The sequence below is a fragment of the Hathewaya histolytica genome (assembly GCF_901482605.1).
In the GTDB taxonomy this organism is placed as follows: domain Bacteria; phylum Bacillota; class Clostridia; order Clostridiales; family Clostridiaceae; genus Hathewaya; species Hathewaya histolytica.
The window spans coordinates 1,592,116-1,607,479 of record NZ_LR590481.1 but is presented as its reverse complement, the minus strand read 5'-3'; the positions used below and the strand labels follow the sequence as shown (position 1 = coordinate 1,607,479).

General features: G+C 29.1%; 13 protein-coding genes. 12 read left to right on the top strand and 1 reads right to left on the bottom strand.

Translation table 11 applies throughout. The features are described 5' to 3' along the window. Window positions 1-28 precede the first annotated feature (28 nt). The 9 genes from FGL08_RS07885 (at window position 29) to ppdK (ending at window position 10,027) form a co-directional block, all read left to right on the top strand. A complete protein-coding gene (locus FGL08_RS07885) occupies window positions 29-2,275 on the top strand; it encodes an HD family phosphohydrolase (protein WP_138210268.1) in 2,247 nt (748 codons plus the stop codon). A gap of 17 nt (window positions 2,276-2,292) precedes the next feature. Further along, window positions 2,293-2,799, top strand: coding sequence for an rRNA maturation RNase YbeY (gene ybeY, locus FGL08_RS07880; protein WP_138210267.1), 507 nt, complete (start codon window positions 2,293-2,295; stop codon window positions 2,797-2,799). Between the two features lie 73 nt (window positions 2,800-2,872). Then, window positions 2,873-3,568, top strand: a complete 696-nt coding sequence (locus FGL08_RS07875) for a diacylglycerol kinase (protein WP_138210266.1) — start codon at window positions 2,873-2,875, stop codon at window positions 3,566-3,568. A 42-nt stretch (window positions 3,569-3,610) separates the two neighbouring features. Further along, window positions 3,611-4,006: a cytidine deaminase gene (locus tag FGL08_RS07870; RefSeq protein WP_138210265.1), complete on the top strand. Its 396-nt coding sequence runs from the start codon at window positions 3,611-3,613 to the stop codon at window positions 4,004-4,006. Between the two features lie 65 nt (window positions 4,007-4,071). After that, entirely contained in the window at window positions 4,072-4,956 is an 885-nt protein-coding gene (era, locus tag FGL08_RS07865; RefSeq protein ID WP_138210264.1) for a GTPase Era, read from the top strand. A 76-nt stretch (window positions 4,957-5,032) separates the two neighbouring features. Further along, a complete protein-coding gene (gene recO, locus FGL08_RS07860) occupies window positions 5,033-5,785 on the top strand; it encodes a DNA repair protein RecO (protein WP_138210263.1) in 753 nt (250 codons plus the stop codon). 5 nt (window positions 5,786-5,790) lie between these two features. Beyond that, window positions 5,791-6,435, top strand: coding sequence for a DUF4342 domain-containing protein (locus tag FGL08_RS07855; RefSeq protein ID WP_138210262.1), 645 nt, complete (start codon window positions 5,791-5,793; stop codon window positions 6,433-6,435). Between the two features lie 220 nt (window positions 6,436-6,655). Then, a complete protein-coding gene (gene ccpN, locus FGL08_RS07850; protein ID WP_138210261.1) occupies window positions 6,656-7,300 on the top strand; it encodes a transcriptional regulator CcpN in 645 nt (214 codons plus the stop codon). Between the two features lie 96 nt (window positions 7,301-7,396). Continuing rightward, window positions 7,397-10,027: a pyruvate, phosphate dikinase gene (gene ppdK, locus FGL08_RS07845; protein ID WP_138210260.1), complete on the top strand. Its 2,631-nt coding sequence runs from the start codon at window positions 7,397-7,399 to the stop codon at window positions 10,025-10,027. A gap of 29 nt (window positions 10,028-10,056) precedes the next feature. Here ppdK and FGL08_RS07840 read toward each other — a convergent pair whose 3' ends face one another. Beyond that, window positions 10,057-11,130, bottom strand: a complete 1,074-nt coding sequence (locus FGL08_RS07840) for a CotS family spore coat protein (protein WP_138210259.1) — start codon at window positions 11,128-11,130, stop codon at window positions 10,057-10,059. A gap of 375 nt (window positions 11,131-11,505) precedes the next feature. Here FGL08_RS07840 and dnaG point away from each other — a divergent pair, with 375 nt between their 5' ends. From dnaG to FGL08_RS07825, 3 genes are all read left to right on the top strand, one after another. Further along, a complete protein-coding gene (gene dnaG, locus FGL08_RS07835; protein WP_138210258.1) occupies window positions 11,506-13,275 on the top strand; it encodes a DNA primase in 1,770 nt (589 codons plus the stop codon). A 22-nt stretch (window positions 13,276-13,297) separates the two neighbouring features. After that, entirely contained in the window at window positions 13,298-14,353 is a 1,056-nt protein-coding gene (gene rpoD, locus FGL08_RS07830) for an RNA polymerase sigma factor RpoD (RefSeq protein WP_138210257.1), read from the top strand. Window positions 14,354-14,475: 122 nt separating this feature from the next. Next, on the top strand, window positions 14,476-15,357 hold the full coding sequence (locus FGL08_RS07825; RefSeq protein WP_138210256.1) for a PH domain-containing protein: 882 nt from the start codon (window positions 14,476-14,478) through the stop codon (window positions 15,355-15,357). The last annotated feature ends 7 nt before the right edge of the window (window positions 15,358-15,364 follow it).

Below are 15,364 nucleotides of genomic sequence, written 5' to 3'. Positions count from 1 at the left end.
TATACCTAAATAAAAGGTGGGAAACTGTATGATTAAAAAAGAAGGGTTAAGAGAGTTTTTTAGTGGCAAAAGAAAAAAGGCCTTAATCTTTTTAATTAACTTTATATTAATATATGGAATATTGATAACCGCTGTATTACCCGAGAAGTACTCTTTAAAAGAAGGAGATATTGCTAAAATAGACATAAAGGCACCTAGGGATGTTGAAGACCAATTGTCTACAAAAGAAAAGAAAAAGGAAGCTATTATGTCTGTACCAGATCAATATACCATAGATAGCGATGTTAAAAATGCATCAAAGAAAAATATAGATTCTATTTTCTCTAAAGTTATGGAGAAAAAGGGACTTGTTAAAGATTCTAAAAGTAATACTGAAGAAGATATAAAGGAATCTGAAAAAAATAAAAAGGAAGTTATGAATAATTTAAAAGGTGAAATAGGGATAGATATAAATGATTCAGAGTTAAATACTTTAATAAAATCTACGCCTAAGGAAATGGAAAATTTAAAAGATATTATTACAAAAACATTAAATAAGCTTTATGATGAATATCAAATTAATGCTATAACACCGAAAGAAGTTAGTGAAAAACTGAATGAAGTAGAATTTTATGACAATAATAAAGATAAAAGTGAAAATACTAAAAAACCATATGATAAAATTAATACTCAAAAACAAAAAATAAGAGATGATGATAGAAAAAAGGCTATATATTTCATAGATGTAGAATTAAGCAAATATGATCTAAATAGAGCTGAAAGAAATGTTTCAAAAACTCTAATCTCCTCACAGATTAGAGCTAATGTATTTTATGATGAAGAAAAGACAAGATCTTTAAAACAGGAGGCATTGACAAAAGTTGAATCTATTAAGATAAAAAAAGATCAAACAATTGTGAAAGAGGGAGAACCAGTTACTAAATATCAGGTAGAACTTTTAAGAGAACTTGGATTTCTTGATGATAAAAGTAACTTCCAATGGTATGTTTTCCTTGGACTTGCACTTTTAATAGCATTGATTCTTTTGATACAAGGGGCCTATTTATTCAAATATCATAAGGACTCTTATGAGAAAGATAAGATGTTGATATTAGTCAGTATAATTAATATTTTATCCATTATACTAGCTAGGAGTTTAAATTTTATAACACCTTATTTAATACCTTTAGCCTTTGCACCAATGATTTTGACATTACTTATAAATTACAAATTGGCTACTACAATTAGCATTTTAAATGGGATATTTTTAAGCATAGCTGTTAAATTTAATCCGCCTGTAGTGATTTTAATAATGTTAAATGCAGTAATATGTTCTATATGTATAAAAAAGATGGATGAAAGAAGCGATATTTTATATTCTTCACTCTATATTGCTATAATAAACTCTTTGGCAACTTTTAGCCTTGGAGTATTACAATCAAATAATAATATATTAGATTCTTTATATAAGTCTTCAGCCATGCTTATTGCAAGTATCTTATCGGGTATATTTACTATAGGTTTTTTACCAGTGTTTGAAAGTGCATTTGATGTGGTAACAACTATAAAACTCTTAGAACTTGCAAATCCAAATAATCCATTATTGAAAAGACTTTTGACTGAAGCACCAGGAACATACCATCATAGTATGTTAGTTGCTAATTTATCGGAACTTGCAGCTGAGGCTATAGGTGCAAATTCAGTTTTTGCAAGGGTAGCATGTTATTACCATGATGTAGGAAAGTTAAAGAGGCCATATTTTTTTAGAGAAAATCAAATGGGTGGAATTAATCCACATGATAAAATTGGTCCCACATTAAGTACTCTTATAATTACTTCTCATGTTAAAGATGGAGTGGAGCTTGCTAAGGAGTATAAGATTCCAAAAGCGATACAAGATATAATAATCCAACATCATGGTTCTTCTTTGGTAAAATATTTTTATATAACTATGAAGAATAGCACAGATAAGCCAGAGGATGTGTTGGAGGACGATTTTAGATATCAAGGTGCAGATCCTTTATCCAAAGAAGCAGGAATTATTATGTTGGCGGATGGAGTTGAGGCAGCAGTTAGGTCTATAAAAGAACCTAATAAAGAAAAAATAGAAAAAATGGTGGATAGCATAATAAAAGCTAGATTAGATTCAGGACATTTAGATAATTCAGATCTTACCCTTAGAGATTTAAAAGATATTAAAGAAGCTTTCTTAAAGGGATTGTCAGGTATTTATCATGAAAGAATTGAATATCCTAAATTATCTAATATGGTTAAAGGAAAGAATAACAAAAAATAGCTAGAGAGGTAGAATTCATGTTATTAGTTGATAACAGACAAAATAAACTATTAATACAAGAAGATATAGTAGAATTAATAGAAAAAATGATTCACTATACTTTACAAGAAGAAAAAGTAACATTGGATTATGAGATAAGTTTAATATTAGTAGATAATAAGGAGATAAGAGATATAAACAGGGAAACTAGGGGTAAAGATTCTATTACAGATGTACTATCCTTTCCTATGCTAGAATACCCCAATCATAAAGTGTTTAAAGACGTATATAAGGATTATGGTTTTAATGATATGGATTTGGATGAGGGTAAATTAGTTTTAGGAGATATAGCACTCTCTTTAGAAAGAGCAAAGGAGCAATCTGAAGAGTTTAATCATTCTTTTAAAAGGGAAGTGTGCTATCTTATAATTCATTCCATATTACATCTCCTAGGTTATGATCATATAGAAGATAATGATAAAGAGGTAATGCGAAAGAGAGAAGAAGAAATATTAAATAGTTTTAATGTTATTAGAGACCTATAGAAGTTAGTTTTTATATGTGACAGTAATTACTGTCACATATTTTATATATAAGAGTTTTAAAAGGATGGTAAGTATGAAGAATAAAAACTTAGTTGAAAGCTTTAATTGTGCTATTATGGGGATCATAGCGGCTATTAAAAAGGAAAGAAATATGAAAATTCATATTGGTATAGGAATATTAGTTTTAATTTTTAGTCTTTATTCTAATATTACAAAGACAGAATTATTTATGGTTTTATTTGCAATTACCTTAGTTATAGTAGCAGAAATGATAAATACCTCAATAGAACATGGCTTGGATGCTTTAATGGATAGTTATCATCCACTAATTAAAATATCTAAGGATGTATCTGCGGGAGCGGTTTTAATAGCAGCTATCAATTCTATTGTAGTAGGATACATAGTATTTTGGGATAAAGTAAAACCTATAACAGAAAGTATAATGGATAGAGTTATTGAATCCAATCCACATACTATATTTTCAATCTTAGTTATAGTAAGTATAACTACTGTACTTTTAAAAATAAGAACAGGTAAAGGGACACCATTAAAAGGAGGAATGCCTTCAGGACATAGTGCTATTGCTTTTTCTATAGCTACTATAATTGGCTATCATTCTAAGATGGCATTAATTACTTTACTTGGATTTGTTTTAGCATTCATTGTGGCGCAAAGTAGAGTCGATTCAGAAGTACATTCCATATTAGAGGTAATACTAGGATGCATTTTAGGGTTTTTAGTAACTTTATTAATACTTATATTAATTTAAAATACATGATATAATATAAAATAAATATAATGGAGGTTCTTTATGGATTTGAAGGAATTAATTCGTAGTGCGATAGAAGCAAGAGAAATTGCATATGTACCATATTCAAAATTTAAAGTTGGAGCAGCATTAATCACAGAGGAAGGAACCGTTTATACAGGATGCAATATTGAAAATGCATCTTATGGTGCCACAAATTGTGCAGAAAGGACAGCCATATTCAAAGCAGTATCTGAAGGGAATACAAGAATAAGGGCTTTAGCTGTAGTAGGAGATCCTAAGTATTATACCTTCCCTTGCGGAATATGTAGGCAGGTAATTTCAGAATTTTGCACAGATGATTTTAAATTTATAATTGTAAAAAATGAAAATGATTATATGGTAAAAACTATGGAAGAAATTTTACCAAATGCTTTTACTAAGGAAAGTTTAAAATAGTAAATTTATATATAAATTATAAAAACAAAATGCAAATTAGAGGTATATTTGCTTTAGGAGGAAAAATGTTTAAATCAGGATTTGTAACGATTATTGGAAGACCAAATGTAGGAAAATCAACTTTAAATAATTTTATAATGAAGGAAAAGTTATCTATAGTATCTAGTAAGCCTCAAACTACTAGGAATAATATTCAAACTATATTAAATGAAAAAGATTATCAAATAGTATTTGTAGATACTCCAGGTGTTCATAAACCAAGACATAAACTTGGAGAATATATGGTAAAAGTTGCAATAGATGCTTTAAAAGAAGTGGATTTAGTTCTTTTTATAACAACCCCAGAAGGAGAAATAGGAAAAGCTGATCAACATATCTTAGAACAATTAGAAAATGTTAAAGTACCAAAATTTTTACTTGTGAATAAAATAGATGAGTATGAAGAGATAAAGTTAGCACAGACCATACAAAAGTACTCCGAAAAGTATAAATTTGAAGAAATTATTCCTATATCTGCCTTGAAAGGTAAGAATATTGATGTATTAATAGAAGAAATGAAGAAATATATACCTGAAGGACCAAGATATTATCCAGAAGATATGGTAACAGATAGGCAAGAAAGATTTATAGTTATGGAAACTATAAGGGAAAAAGCTTTGAGATTATTAGATAAGGAAGTTCCTCATGGTATAGCAGTAGAGATACTTTCTATGAAGCAAAATGATAAAGGGATATATCATATAGAAGCTAACATGCTTTGTGAAAAAGCATCACATAAAGGAATAATAATAGGGAAAAATGGTGCTACTTTAAAAAGAATATCTCAGTATGCTAGAGAAGATATCGAAAAGTTTTTAGGAGTAAAAGTTTATTTAAGAGTATGGGTTAAAGTAAAAGAGGACTGGAGAGATAGTGCAAACTTGCTAAAGGAACTCGGATATAAAGAATAAATGAACTAGAATTAATTAAAAATTCATATGTTTTTTGTAAAAAACATTGGAAAATAATTTATAATAGAACTAGGAGATGATTTCTCTGAGCACATTTAAAACTAGAGGAGTAGTTTTAAAAACTCAAGATTATAAAGAAAATGACAAATTACTTTGGATTTATACAGAAGACTTTGGAAAAATTTCTGCCATTGCTAAGGGTGTAAAAAAGAGAACAAGCAATCTTGCATCTTCAACATTAACATTTTGTTTCAGTGATTATATACTGTATAAAGGAAGAAGTCTTTATATAGTAAATGAAGGACAGCTAATACACTCTTTCCAAGAGTTCATGCATGATTTAGAAACTCTTACATACTGCTCCTATTTAAATGAACTTGTGGATATAGCATTGGTAGAAGAAGAAAAGAATTTCAAAATTTTTAAGGATTTAGTTACAGCATACTATTTAATAAAAAATAAAGTAGGAGACATAGAAGTTTTAATACGAACCTTTGAGATAAAACTACTATTTAATACAGGGTATGCTCTAAACCTAGACCGTTGTACTAATTGTGGTGAACAACTAAAAATGTCAAACAATATCAGTGCGGAAAATTTTGGGGTTACTTGTAGAAAGTGTAGGAGAGAAAATAGTATTAAAATTTCAAATTCTACTTATAATATATTAAGATACGTTATTAATCTTCCTCTAGAGAAAATCCATAGATTAAATGTAAATAAGAGTGGTAAAAAAGAATTATATACATTAACTAAATCTTTTATTTTAGAAGTTTATTCTAGAAAACCGAAAAGTTTAGAAATGTTTAACTATATTATTAAGGAGTGATTTAAATGGAAAATATAACTCTTGAAAAAATAGACATAATTAGGGAAAGAACAGGTGTTAACTATTCTGAAGCTAAAGAAGCACTTGAACTTTGTAATGGAAGTGTAGTAGATACCTTAGTTTATTTAGAACAACAAACTAAAAACAATTCAAAAGAAAAAATAAGTGAATTTTTAGGGACAAAAGATGAATTTAAGCAATGGCTCAATGATATGATACAAAAAGGAAATGTTACTAGAATTAAAGTTAAAAAGGATTCTAGAGTAATTGTTGATATACCGGTTAATGCTGGAATAGCAGCTGGAATAGTTAGTATGATATTTCCTGCCATATTAGGTATAGGGGTTATAGCAGCAATTGCAACTAAAGTTACCATAGAAATTACAAAAGAAGATGGCACTGTAGAAGTTGTAAATACTGTAATTAAAAATGTAGTTGATGATGCAAAAAATAAGATGAATGAGTTTACAAAGGATATTAAAGGAAAATTCAATGATGATGAGAACAATACTGAAGGAAACAAAACATATTCCTATACAGTGAATTTTGATGAAGATCCAATCCCGGAAAACAAGGGTGAAGTAAAAGTAGAACCAGTAGAAAATAGTTCTACGAAAAACAATGAATCTTCTTTAGACGATGAAAAATAATATCTAAATAATAAAAGAAAGGACTGATCATAAAGGTTCCTTTCTTTTTATTTTATTTTAGTTTGTTTAAAGTATGCAATAAAAATAAAAAAAACTTTATTATGTTACATTATTAACTTAATATTGTATATAATATATATTGTAATATGAGTAATAATACATTATAATAAAATTAAATACAAAACAAGCAATAAATATTAAGAAGCTTCCGTGGAAGAGGGTGAAAAAGATTAAATTAACAGATAGGCAAGAAGAAATAATTAGATTAGTAAAAGAAAATCAGCCAATTACTAGCGAAAAAATAGCTGGGAAATTAAATGTAACTAGAGCTGCACTAAGACCAGACTTAGCTATTTTAACTATGACAGGTATATTAGAGGCGAGACCTAAAGTTGGATATATATACTCAAAAAAACCCTCTTATAGTATAATTTATGATCATTTAAAAGGTGTGAAATCTAAAGAGATTATGAGTAATGTATCTTTAGTCCAGGAAGAATGTAGTGTTTATGATGGCATAGTTCAATTATTTTTAAATGATGTTGGTACATTATTTATTGAAAATGAGGAAGAGGGCTTAGTTGGAGCTGTATCTAGAAAAGATTTTCTTAAAATAGCTATGGGGGGAACTGATATGCATAAAGTCCCTATAGGAATAATAATGACTAGAATGCCAAATATAATTTTTATATCAGAAGAAGATTGTGTATATGATGCTGCAAAAAAAATAATAACACATGAAGTTGATAGCTTACCAGTGGTAAGAGTATCTAAAAAGGATGGAAAGGATTTCAACAAAGTGGTTGGAAAAGTTTCTAAAACTAATATTACTAGATTTTTAATTAATTTAAGTGAGAATGGGTAAAATTTAATTTGGGTGGGGCAAATATGTTCCCTGGGTTTGGGCTAAATTCTCTTAATTTATCATAATAAACTATGAATAAAATAAGGAGTTGGCACTATGGAAAAAAATAAGTATGTGTATCTATTTAGTGAGGGAAATGCATCTATGAAGGACCTTTTAGGTGGAAAAGGAGCGAACCTTGCTGAAATGACTAAGTTAGGTATACCAGTACCAGAAGGATTTACTGTAAGTACAAATGCTTGTATGAAATATTACGAAGATGGAAAACAATTATCAGAAAACATAGTAGAAGAAATTAAAAATGCTATGAAAAAGATAGAAGAGGTTACAGGTAAAATATTTGGCTCAAAAACTAATCCTTTGTTAGTTTCTGTTCGTTCTGGTGCTAGAGTTTCTATGCCAGGAATGATGGATACTGTGTTAAATTTAGGATTAAATGACGAAACTGTAGAAGCTATAGTTGGACTTACAGGAAATAAAAGATTTGCATACGACTCTTATAGAAGATTTATTCAAATGTTTTCAGATGTTGTAATGGGGCTTGAAAAAAGTTCTTTTGAAAGAATTATAGATAAAGTAAAAGAAGAAAAAGGTGTTCAATTCGATACAGAATTAAATGAAGATGATCTTATAAAATTAACTATATATTTTAAAGAATTATATAGAAGAGAAGTTGGAGAAGAATTTCCACAAGATCCTATGAAACAATTAATAGGCGCAGTTAATGCGGTTTTTGAATCATGGAATAATGCAAGAGCTATAGTGTATAGAAGGTTGCATGATATACCTGGTGATTGGGGTACGGCAGTAAATGTTCAAAGAATGGTATTTGGAAATATGGGTAACAACAGTGGTACAGGAGTTGCATTTACAAGAAATCCTTCTACGGGCGAGAATATAACTTTTGGTGAGTATTTAATAAATGCTCAAGGTGAGGATGTTGTTGCAGGTATTAGGACACCAGAACCTATTTCAAAACTAGAAAGAGATCTTCCACACTGTTATGAACAGTTTATAAATATATCTAAGTCTTTAGAACAGCACTATAAAGATATGCAAGATATGGAATTTACCATTGAACAAGAGAAACTATATTTTTTACAAACAAGAAATGGTAAAAGAACAGCTCAAGCAGCTTTAAAAATAGCCGTAGATTTAGTAGAGGAAGGGCTTATTTCAAAAGAAGAAGCTATATTAAAAGTTGATCCAAGATCTTTAGATAGCTTACTACATCCAAACTTCGCTAAAGAAGAGTTAGAAAATGCTAAATCTATAGCAAAAGGTTTACCTGCATCACCGGGGGCTGCTTATGGTAAGGTGTATTTTACAGCAGAAGATGCAAAGATGCACCATAATGCAGGGGAAAAGACTATACTTGTAAGGCTTGAAACCTCTCCAGAGGATATAGAAGGAATGATAGCTGCAGAGGGGATATTAACTGTAAGAGGTGGTATGACATCACATGCAGCAGTAGTAGCAAGAGGTCTTGGGATTTGTTGTGTTGCTGGATGTGGAGCTATAAGAGTTAATGAAAAAGAAAAATTCTTTGAAGTAAACGGTGAAATCATTAAAGAAGGCGATTATATTTCTTTAGATGGAAGTACAGGCAAAGTGTATCCTAAAGCCATAAAAACTAAAGCACCAGAGATTAGTGGGTATTTTGAAACATTTATGTTTTGGGCAGACAGCATAAAAAAACTTTCCGTTAGAACTAATGCTGACACACCAAGAGATTCAAGACAAGCTATAAAGTTTGGTGCAGAGGGTATAGGACTATGTAGAACAGAGCACATGTTCTTTCAAGAAGATAGAATCGCTGCTGTTAGAGAAATGATATTATCCAAAACAGAACAACAAAGAAGAAAAGCTCTAGAAAAAATTCTTCCAATGCAAAGAGAAGATTTTATTGGAATATATGAAGCTTTAGAAGGAAGACCAGCCACCATTAGATTCTTAGATCCACCACTACATGAATTTCTACCAACAGAGGATGAAGATATTGCAAATGTAGCAAAAGAACTAGGAGTTACTTTTGAAGAACTTAAAGGAACTATAAGTTCACTACATGAATTTAATCCGATGATGGGTCATAGAGGATGTAGGCTTGCAGTATCATATCCTGAAATTGTAGAAATGCAAACAAGGGCTATAATAGAAGCAGCTATTATAGTAAAAAAAGATAAAGGTTATAATATAGAACCTGAAATCATGATTCCTCTTATAGGAGAATTACAAGAATTGAAATATATAAAAGCTATTGTATGTCAAGTTGCAGATAATATTATAAAAGAAGAAGGCGTAACTCTTAAATATAAGGTAGGTACAATGATAGAAATACCTAGAGCAGCATTAACAGCTGATGAGATAGCGGAGGATGCGGAATTCTTCTCTTTTGGAACTAATGATTTAACTCAAATGACTTTTGGTTTCTCTAGGGATGATGCAGGTAAATTCTTAGTAGATTATTATGATAAGGGAATTTACGAGCAAGATCCATTCCAAAAAATAGATCAAAATGGAGTTGGGAAACTTGTTGAAATGGCAGTTGAATTAGGTAAGAAGCAAAGAGAAGATATAAAGTTAGGTATTTGTGGGGAGCATGGAGGAGATCCAAGTTCTATAGAATTCTTCCATAAAACAGGACTTCATTATGTATCATGTTCGCCTTATAGAGTTCCTGTAGCTAGACTTTCAGCAGCTCAAGCACAAATTAAAAATCCAAGATAGTATATAAGAACAGTCCATTGAGGCTGTTCTTATATTTTTTCACCAAATTTATCTTCTATATAAGATTTTAAATTTAAAGAGAATTCTAGTTGATCTGCACCATATAATACAGATTTTTTTAAAATTTTATAGAAGGATTTCTTGTTACATTTTTTTATATTTCTATAATAATCTCTAGATATTTTCCAGTATTTTTGCGGAAAGCTTAAATAAGCTAAAATATATCTATAATCATCTATATTTAACTTGTTTTTGGCGTTGTATTGGCTTAAAAGAGATATAGCTAGAGAAGTATTCCACTTAGTACTATCTCGTTTTAGTATTCTTCTTAGAGCATAGGAAATATCATGAGCAACATAATCAAGGGATACTTTATCAAAATCAATTACCCATAGGTCCTCAGGGGAATTTCCATAAAAAATTATGTTTTTATTTACATAATCTCCATGACATAAGCTTTTAGTTAAGTTTAAATTGTTTATTCCATAAGAAATAGAAGAAGATATTTCTCCAAGTTTACTAAAAGTATTAAAGTGTTCAATATATAGTTTTGAAAAAGAGTCTTTATAATTAAAAGCTAAATTGGAGTACTGCAAAATATTTTGCCAATGTTTATGGAGTGAGTTGTAAAGAATGTTGCAAGAGTTTATTATTTGGCTATTGGGTATAGGGAAAAAATCATAGGCAACATGGTGCATTTTACCTAGATTAGGCATAATGGAATTTATATGATCATTGTTATCATAGTTGCATTTTTCACCCTCAATCCATGGAGTTAAAATAAATAGCATATCGTTATAATTTACATATCTTGAATTGTTTTTGGTGGGAAGTATTCTAGGTACATTAATATTAAATTGATACCACCACTCTATAGCTGAATAAACAAAAAGAAGCCTTGATGAATTATAATAAACTTTTTTTAAGCAATACGTATTTTGGTCAGATGTAACTTTATAAACTGCTCTTTGTTTATCAGTATTTTTAAATTTAATATCTTCTATAGTTGATCCTTCTAAGTTATATAAGGGGAGAATTCTTCTACCTATGTTCTCTGGAGATAATATGGAACAGGTAGTGTATAATGAAGCCTTATGAGGCATATAATCAACTCCTTTAAACAATATCTATATAAGCATATTATATAAGCAGGTGGATTATCACAAATTATAAAAAGGAATTTTTATTTGGTATATAGAATAAGATATCTAAGCTAGAATAAATATAGTACGATTAATTAAGTTAACCCATAAAACATTTAATTTATATAAAAAAATTGCATAGTATTTAGGAAAAAAGGGAAAGAATAGAAAGAAAATAATTATAAAAATAAAGGTTTTTTTAATAAGACAAAGAATATATATATACGACAAAGAGTTTTAATTTAAATTAGAATAAAAGAAGGGAAATCACTTTTTTTGTCGAATATATTATAAATCACACTAATATTAATATATTAAAGGCTAGGTGGTAGTTTTTTGCTTATTCAAGAGGATATAATTGAAAAAATAAAAGAAGAGAATGATATAGTTGATATTATTTCTGAAAGTATAAGGCTTAAGAGGGCTGGGAGAAATTATATAGGACTGTGCCCTTTTCATCATGAGAAAACTCCATCTTTTACAGTTTCACAAGATAAACAAATATTTAAATGCTTTGGATGTGGTGAGGCTGGTAATGTAATTACTTTTTTAATGAAGACGAAGAATTTATCATTTCCAGAGGCTTGTGAAGTATTAGCTGATAGGGCTAATATACAAATTTCATTTTCTAACGGAGGAGAAGTCAAGAATACTAATAAAAAACTCTACGATATAAATGTCGAATCTGCAAGGTATTTTTTCCAAAACCTAAAAAATAATAAAAGAATTATATCATATTTGAATGAAAGAGGATTATCGGGAAAAACCATTGCAAAATTTGGGCTTGGGTATTCAAAAGATAGTTGGAGCTCTTTATATGAGTATCTTAAAGGTAAGGGGTATTCTGAATCAGATATATATTCATTAGGACTTATAATTAAGAGTAAGAATAATAAGTTTTTTGATAGATTTAGAAATAGAGTCATCTTTCCAGTATTCAATGCAACAGGAAAAGTTATAGGATTTGGTGGTAGAGTTTTAGATGATTCAAAACCTAAGTATTTAAATTCTCCAGAATCTAAAGTTTTCAATAAGGGCACAAATCTATATGGGCTTAATTTTGCTATAAAAAATAATAGTAAAAGAAGTTTAATTATAGTAGAAGGATATATGGATTGTATATCTCTACATCAGGCTGGGATTACAAATGTAGTGGCATCTTTAGGGACAGCATTAACTACTGGGCAAGCTAAATTAATGAAAAAATACGCAGATAAAATATACATAGCATACGATGCAGACGTAGCAGGTGAAACTGCAACTTTAAGGGGACTTGATATATTATTAAATGAAGGTTTTAGTATTAAAGTAGTGCACATACCAGAAGGAAAGGATCCAGATGATTATGTGAGGCGTCATGGAAAAGCAGGCTTTTTAGAACTTATACAAAATTCAATTCCTTTAGTTCAATATAAAATTGATAAAGCAAAAGAAAAAACAAATTTTAAAGATGAGAAATCACTTTCAAATTTTATAAAAGAAATTAGCGAAATTTTAATTAATTTAGATCCTGTAGAGAGAAATCTATATATAAAAAAGATTGCTGATGAAACTTATATTAGTGAAGATGCTATTTATGATTTTTTAAACGAAAAATTACATAAAGACACAAAAAATACTAAATATGTGAATAATTCTAGTGATGTTAGAGCAAAATTATATAAAGAAGAACCTTATATGAGAGCGGAGAGAGCATTATTGAAGTTGATGGTTAATAAGGTAGGTTTAGACTACATAATTAACAATTTAAATGCAGAAAATATAATTAATAATGCTCATAAAAGAATTTTTAATATTGCATTAGAAAATAAAGATTTAGAGTCTGAAGAATTAAAAAGAAGGATAGAACTTTCATGTCAAGATGCAGAAAGTGCTAAAGAATGGATTAATATTATTGAACTTAAATTCTTACCATTAGAAGATGAGGAAAGTAAGAAGATTTTCATAAATGATTGTTTGAAAGAAATAAAAAAATCAAAGTTAGAGGAGTCGAAGGGGCAAGTTATGGGTAAAATTAAACATTTTGAGGAAAGTGGAGCTTTTGAAGAAACACTAAAGTATGTTGAAGAACTTTCAAAAATCGATGAAGAACTTAGAAGATTATAAATCTACGAAAGGAGGGAACTGCATGAAGGATAAGACAGAAAAAATGAAAGTTGTTAAAAGTCTTATAGAAAAGGGGAAGAAAAAAGGAAGTCTCACATATCAAGAAATAGTAGATGAATTAGAAGAAGTAGATATAACACCTGAACAGATAGAAAAAATATATGAAGTCTTAGAAAGTATGAATATAGATGTTGTAGGTAATGTAGAAGAGGAAGAAGAGGAAATAGATATTTCTATACCAGAAGGAATAGCAATTGATGATCCAGTTAGAATGTATTTAAAAGAAATAGGAAAGGTTCCTTTACTTAGTTTAGAAGAAGAGATATCTCTTGCTAAGAAAATAGAAGAGGGAGATCAATATGCTAAGAAAAAACTAGCAGAGGCAAATCTTAGGCTTGTAGTAAGTATTGCAAAACGATATGTAGGAAGAGGCATGTTATTCTTAGATTTAATACAGGAAGGGAATTTAGGTCTTATTAAAGCTGTAGAAAAATTTGATTACAGAAAAGGATTTAAATTTAGTACCTATGCAACATGGTGGATAAGGCAAGCAATTACACGAGCTATAGCAGATCAAGCTAGGACTATTAGGATACCAGTTCATATGGTAGAGACTATAAATAAGCTTATAAGAGTTTCAAGGCAATTACTACAAGAACTAGGAAGAGATCCTGTAGCAGAAGAGATAGCTACAGTAATGGAAATGCCTGTAGAGAAAGTAAGAGAAATAATGAAGATAGCACAAGAACCGGTTTCTCTTGAAACACCAATAGGTGAGGAAGAAGATAGCCACTTAGGTGATTTTATACCAGATGATGATGCACCTGCACCAGCAGAAGCGGCAGCTTTTACCATGTTGAAAGAACAATTAATTAATGTTTTAGATACATTAACTCCAAGAGAAGAAAAAGTGTTAAGACTTAGATTTGGACTTGATGATGGAAGAGCTAGAACTTTGGAGGAAGTTGGAAAAGAGTTCAATGTAACGAGAGAAAGAATAAGACAAATTGAAGCAAAAGCATTAAGAAAGTTAAGACATCCAAGTAGGAGCAAGAAATTAAAAGATTATTTAGATTAATAAAAGCACCATCAATAGTGGTGCTTTATTTACTTTTATTTACAAAAGCTATTAAAACTACTTGAAATAAAGATACAAATATTGTAAAATTAGAATGTAACTTTAAAAGGTAGGTGTTGAGAATGTATAAACCTAAGAAAAATTTTATGAGTTATTTTATGATTATGACTCTTATAATACTAAATATCATATTAATTTATATTACAAAGAATTTAGCATCCTACACCTTGTGGACGATAATTAAGATATCATTAATTATATTTGATTTGTATGAAATTTACTATATAATTTTTGGTATGACTTTAAATTATGAAATAAATGAGAAATCTGTAATAATAAAAGGTTATTCTGGAATTAAAAAAATTACCATAGATTTTAAAGACATAATAGGATATAAAGTTGAAAAGGAAATAGATGGTATAAAATTATCAGGAGTAATTTTTAGTGATTTTGCAATAGGTAGATGTTATATAGAAAGACTAGGTACTACTAGAATGTATATAACTTCTAAAGATGAGGTTATATACATTTTAACAAAAGAAATGAATTTTGCTATAACCCCAAAAGAAGTGGAAGGATTTCGAAAAGCATTAGAGAATAGTAATGTTAAGTATATTGATCATGATGTGAAAAGTTCAGTTCAAGAAGTAAGTTTACACAAGGATAAAATATTTATGATTCCTTTAGTAATTACATCTATATTATCTTTTATTATGATTATAGTTCCTTTTATATATTATTTAAAAGGCGGTATATCTTATACTATGCCAATTGGATTTGACGCAAGATTTAACCCCACAAAATTTGGTACGGGGAAACAGTTTGCTTTTCAACAGATGATTTATGGTTCCTTAAATTTAGCATTATTATTTTGTATGTATTTTGCATCTAGTATAAATGCAAAATATGATAGGAAGTCTTCATACAAATATATATATATTGCATTAGTAGTTGCAATTACATTTACAGTAATGCAATTTAAAATATTATCATTATATTTATAACTTGAAG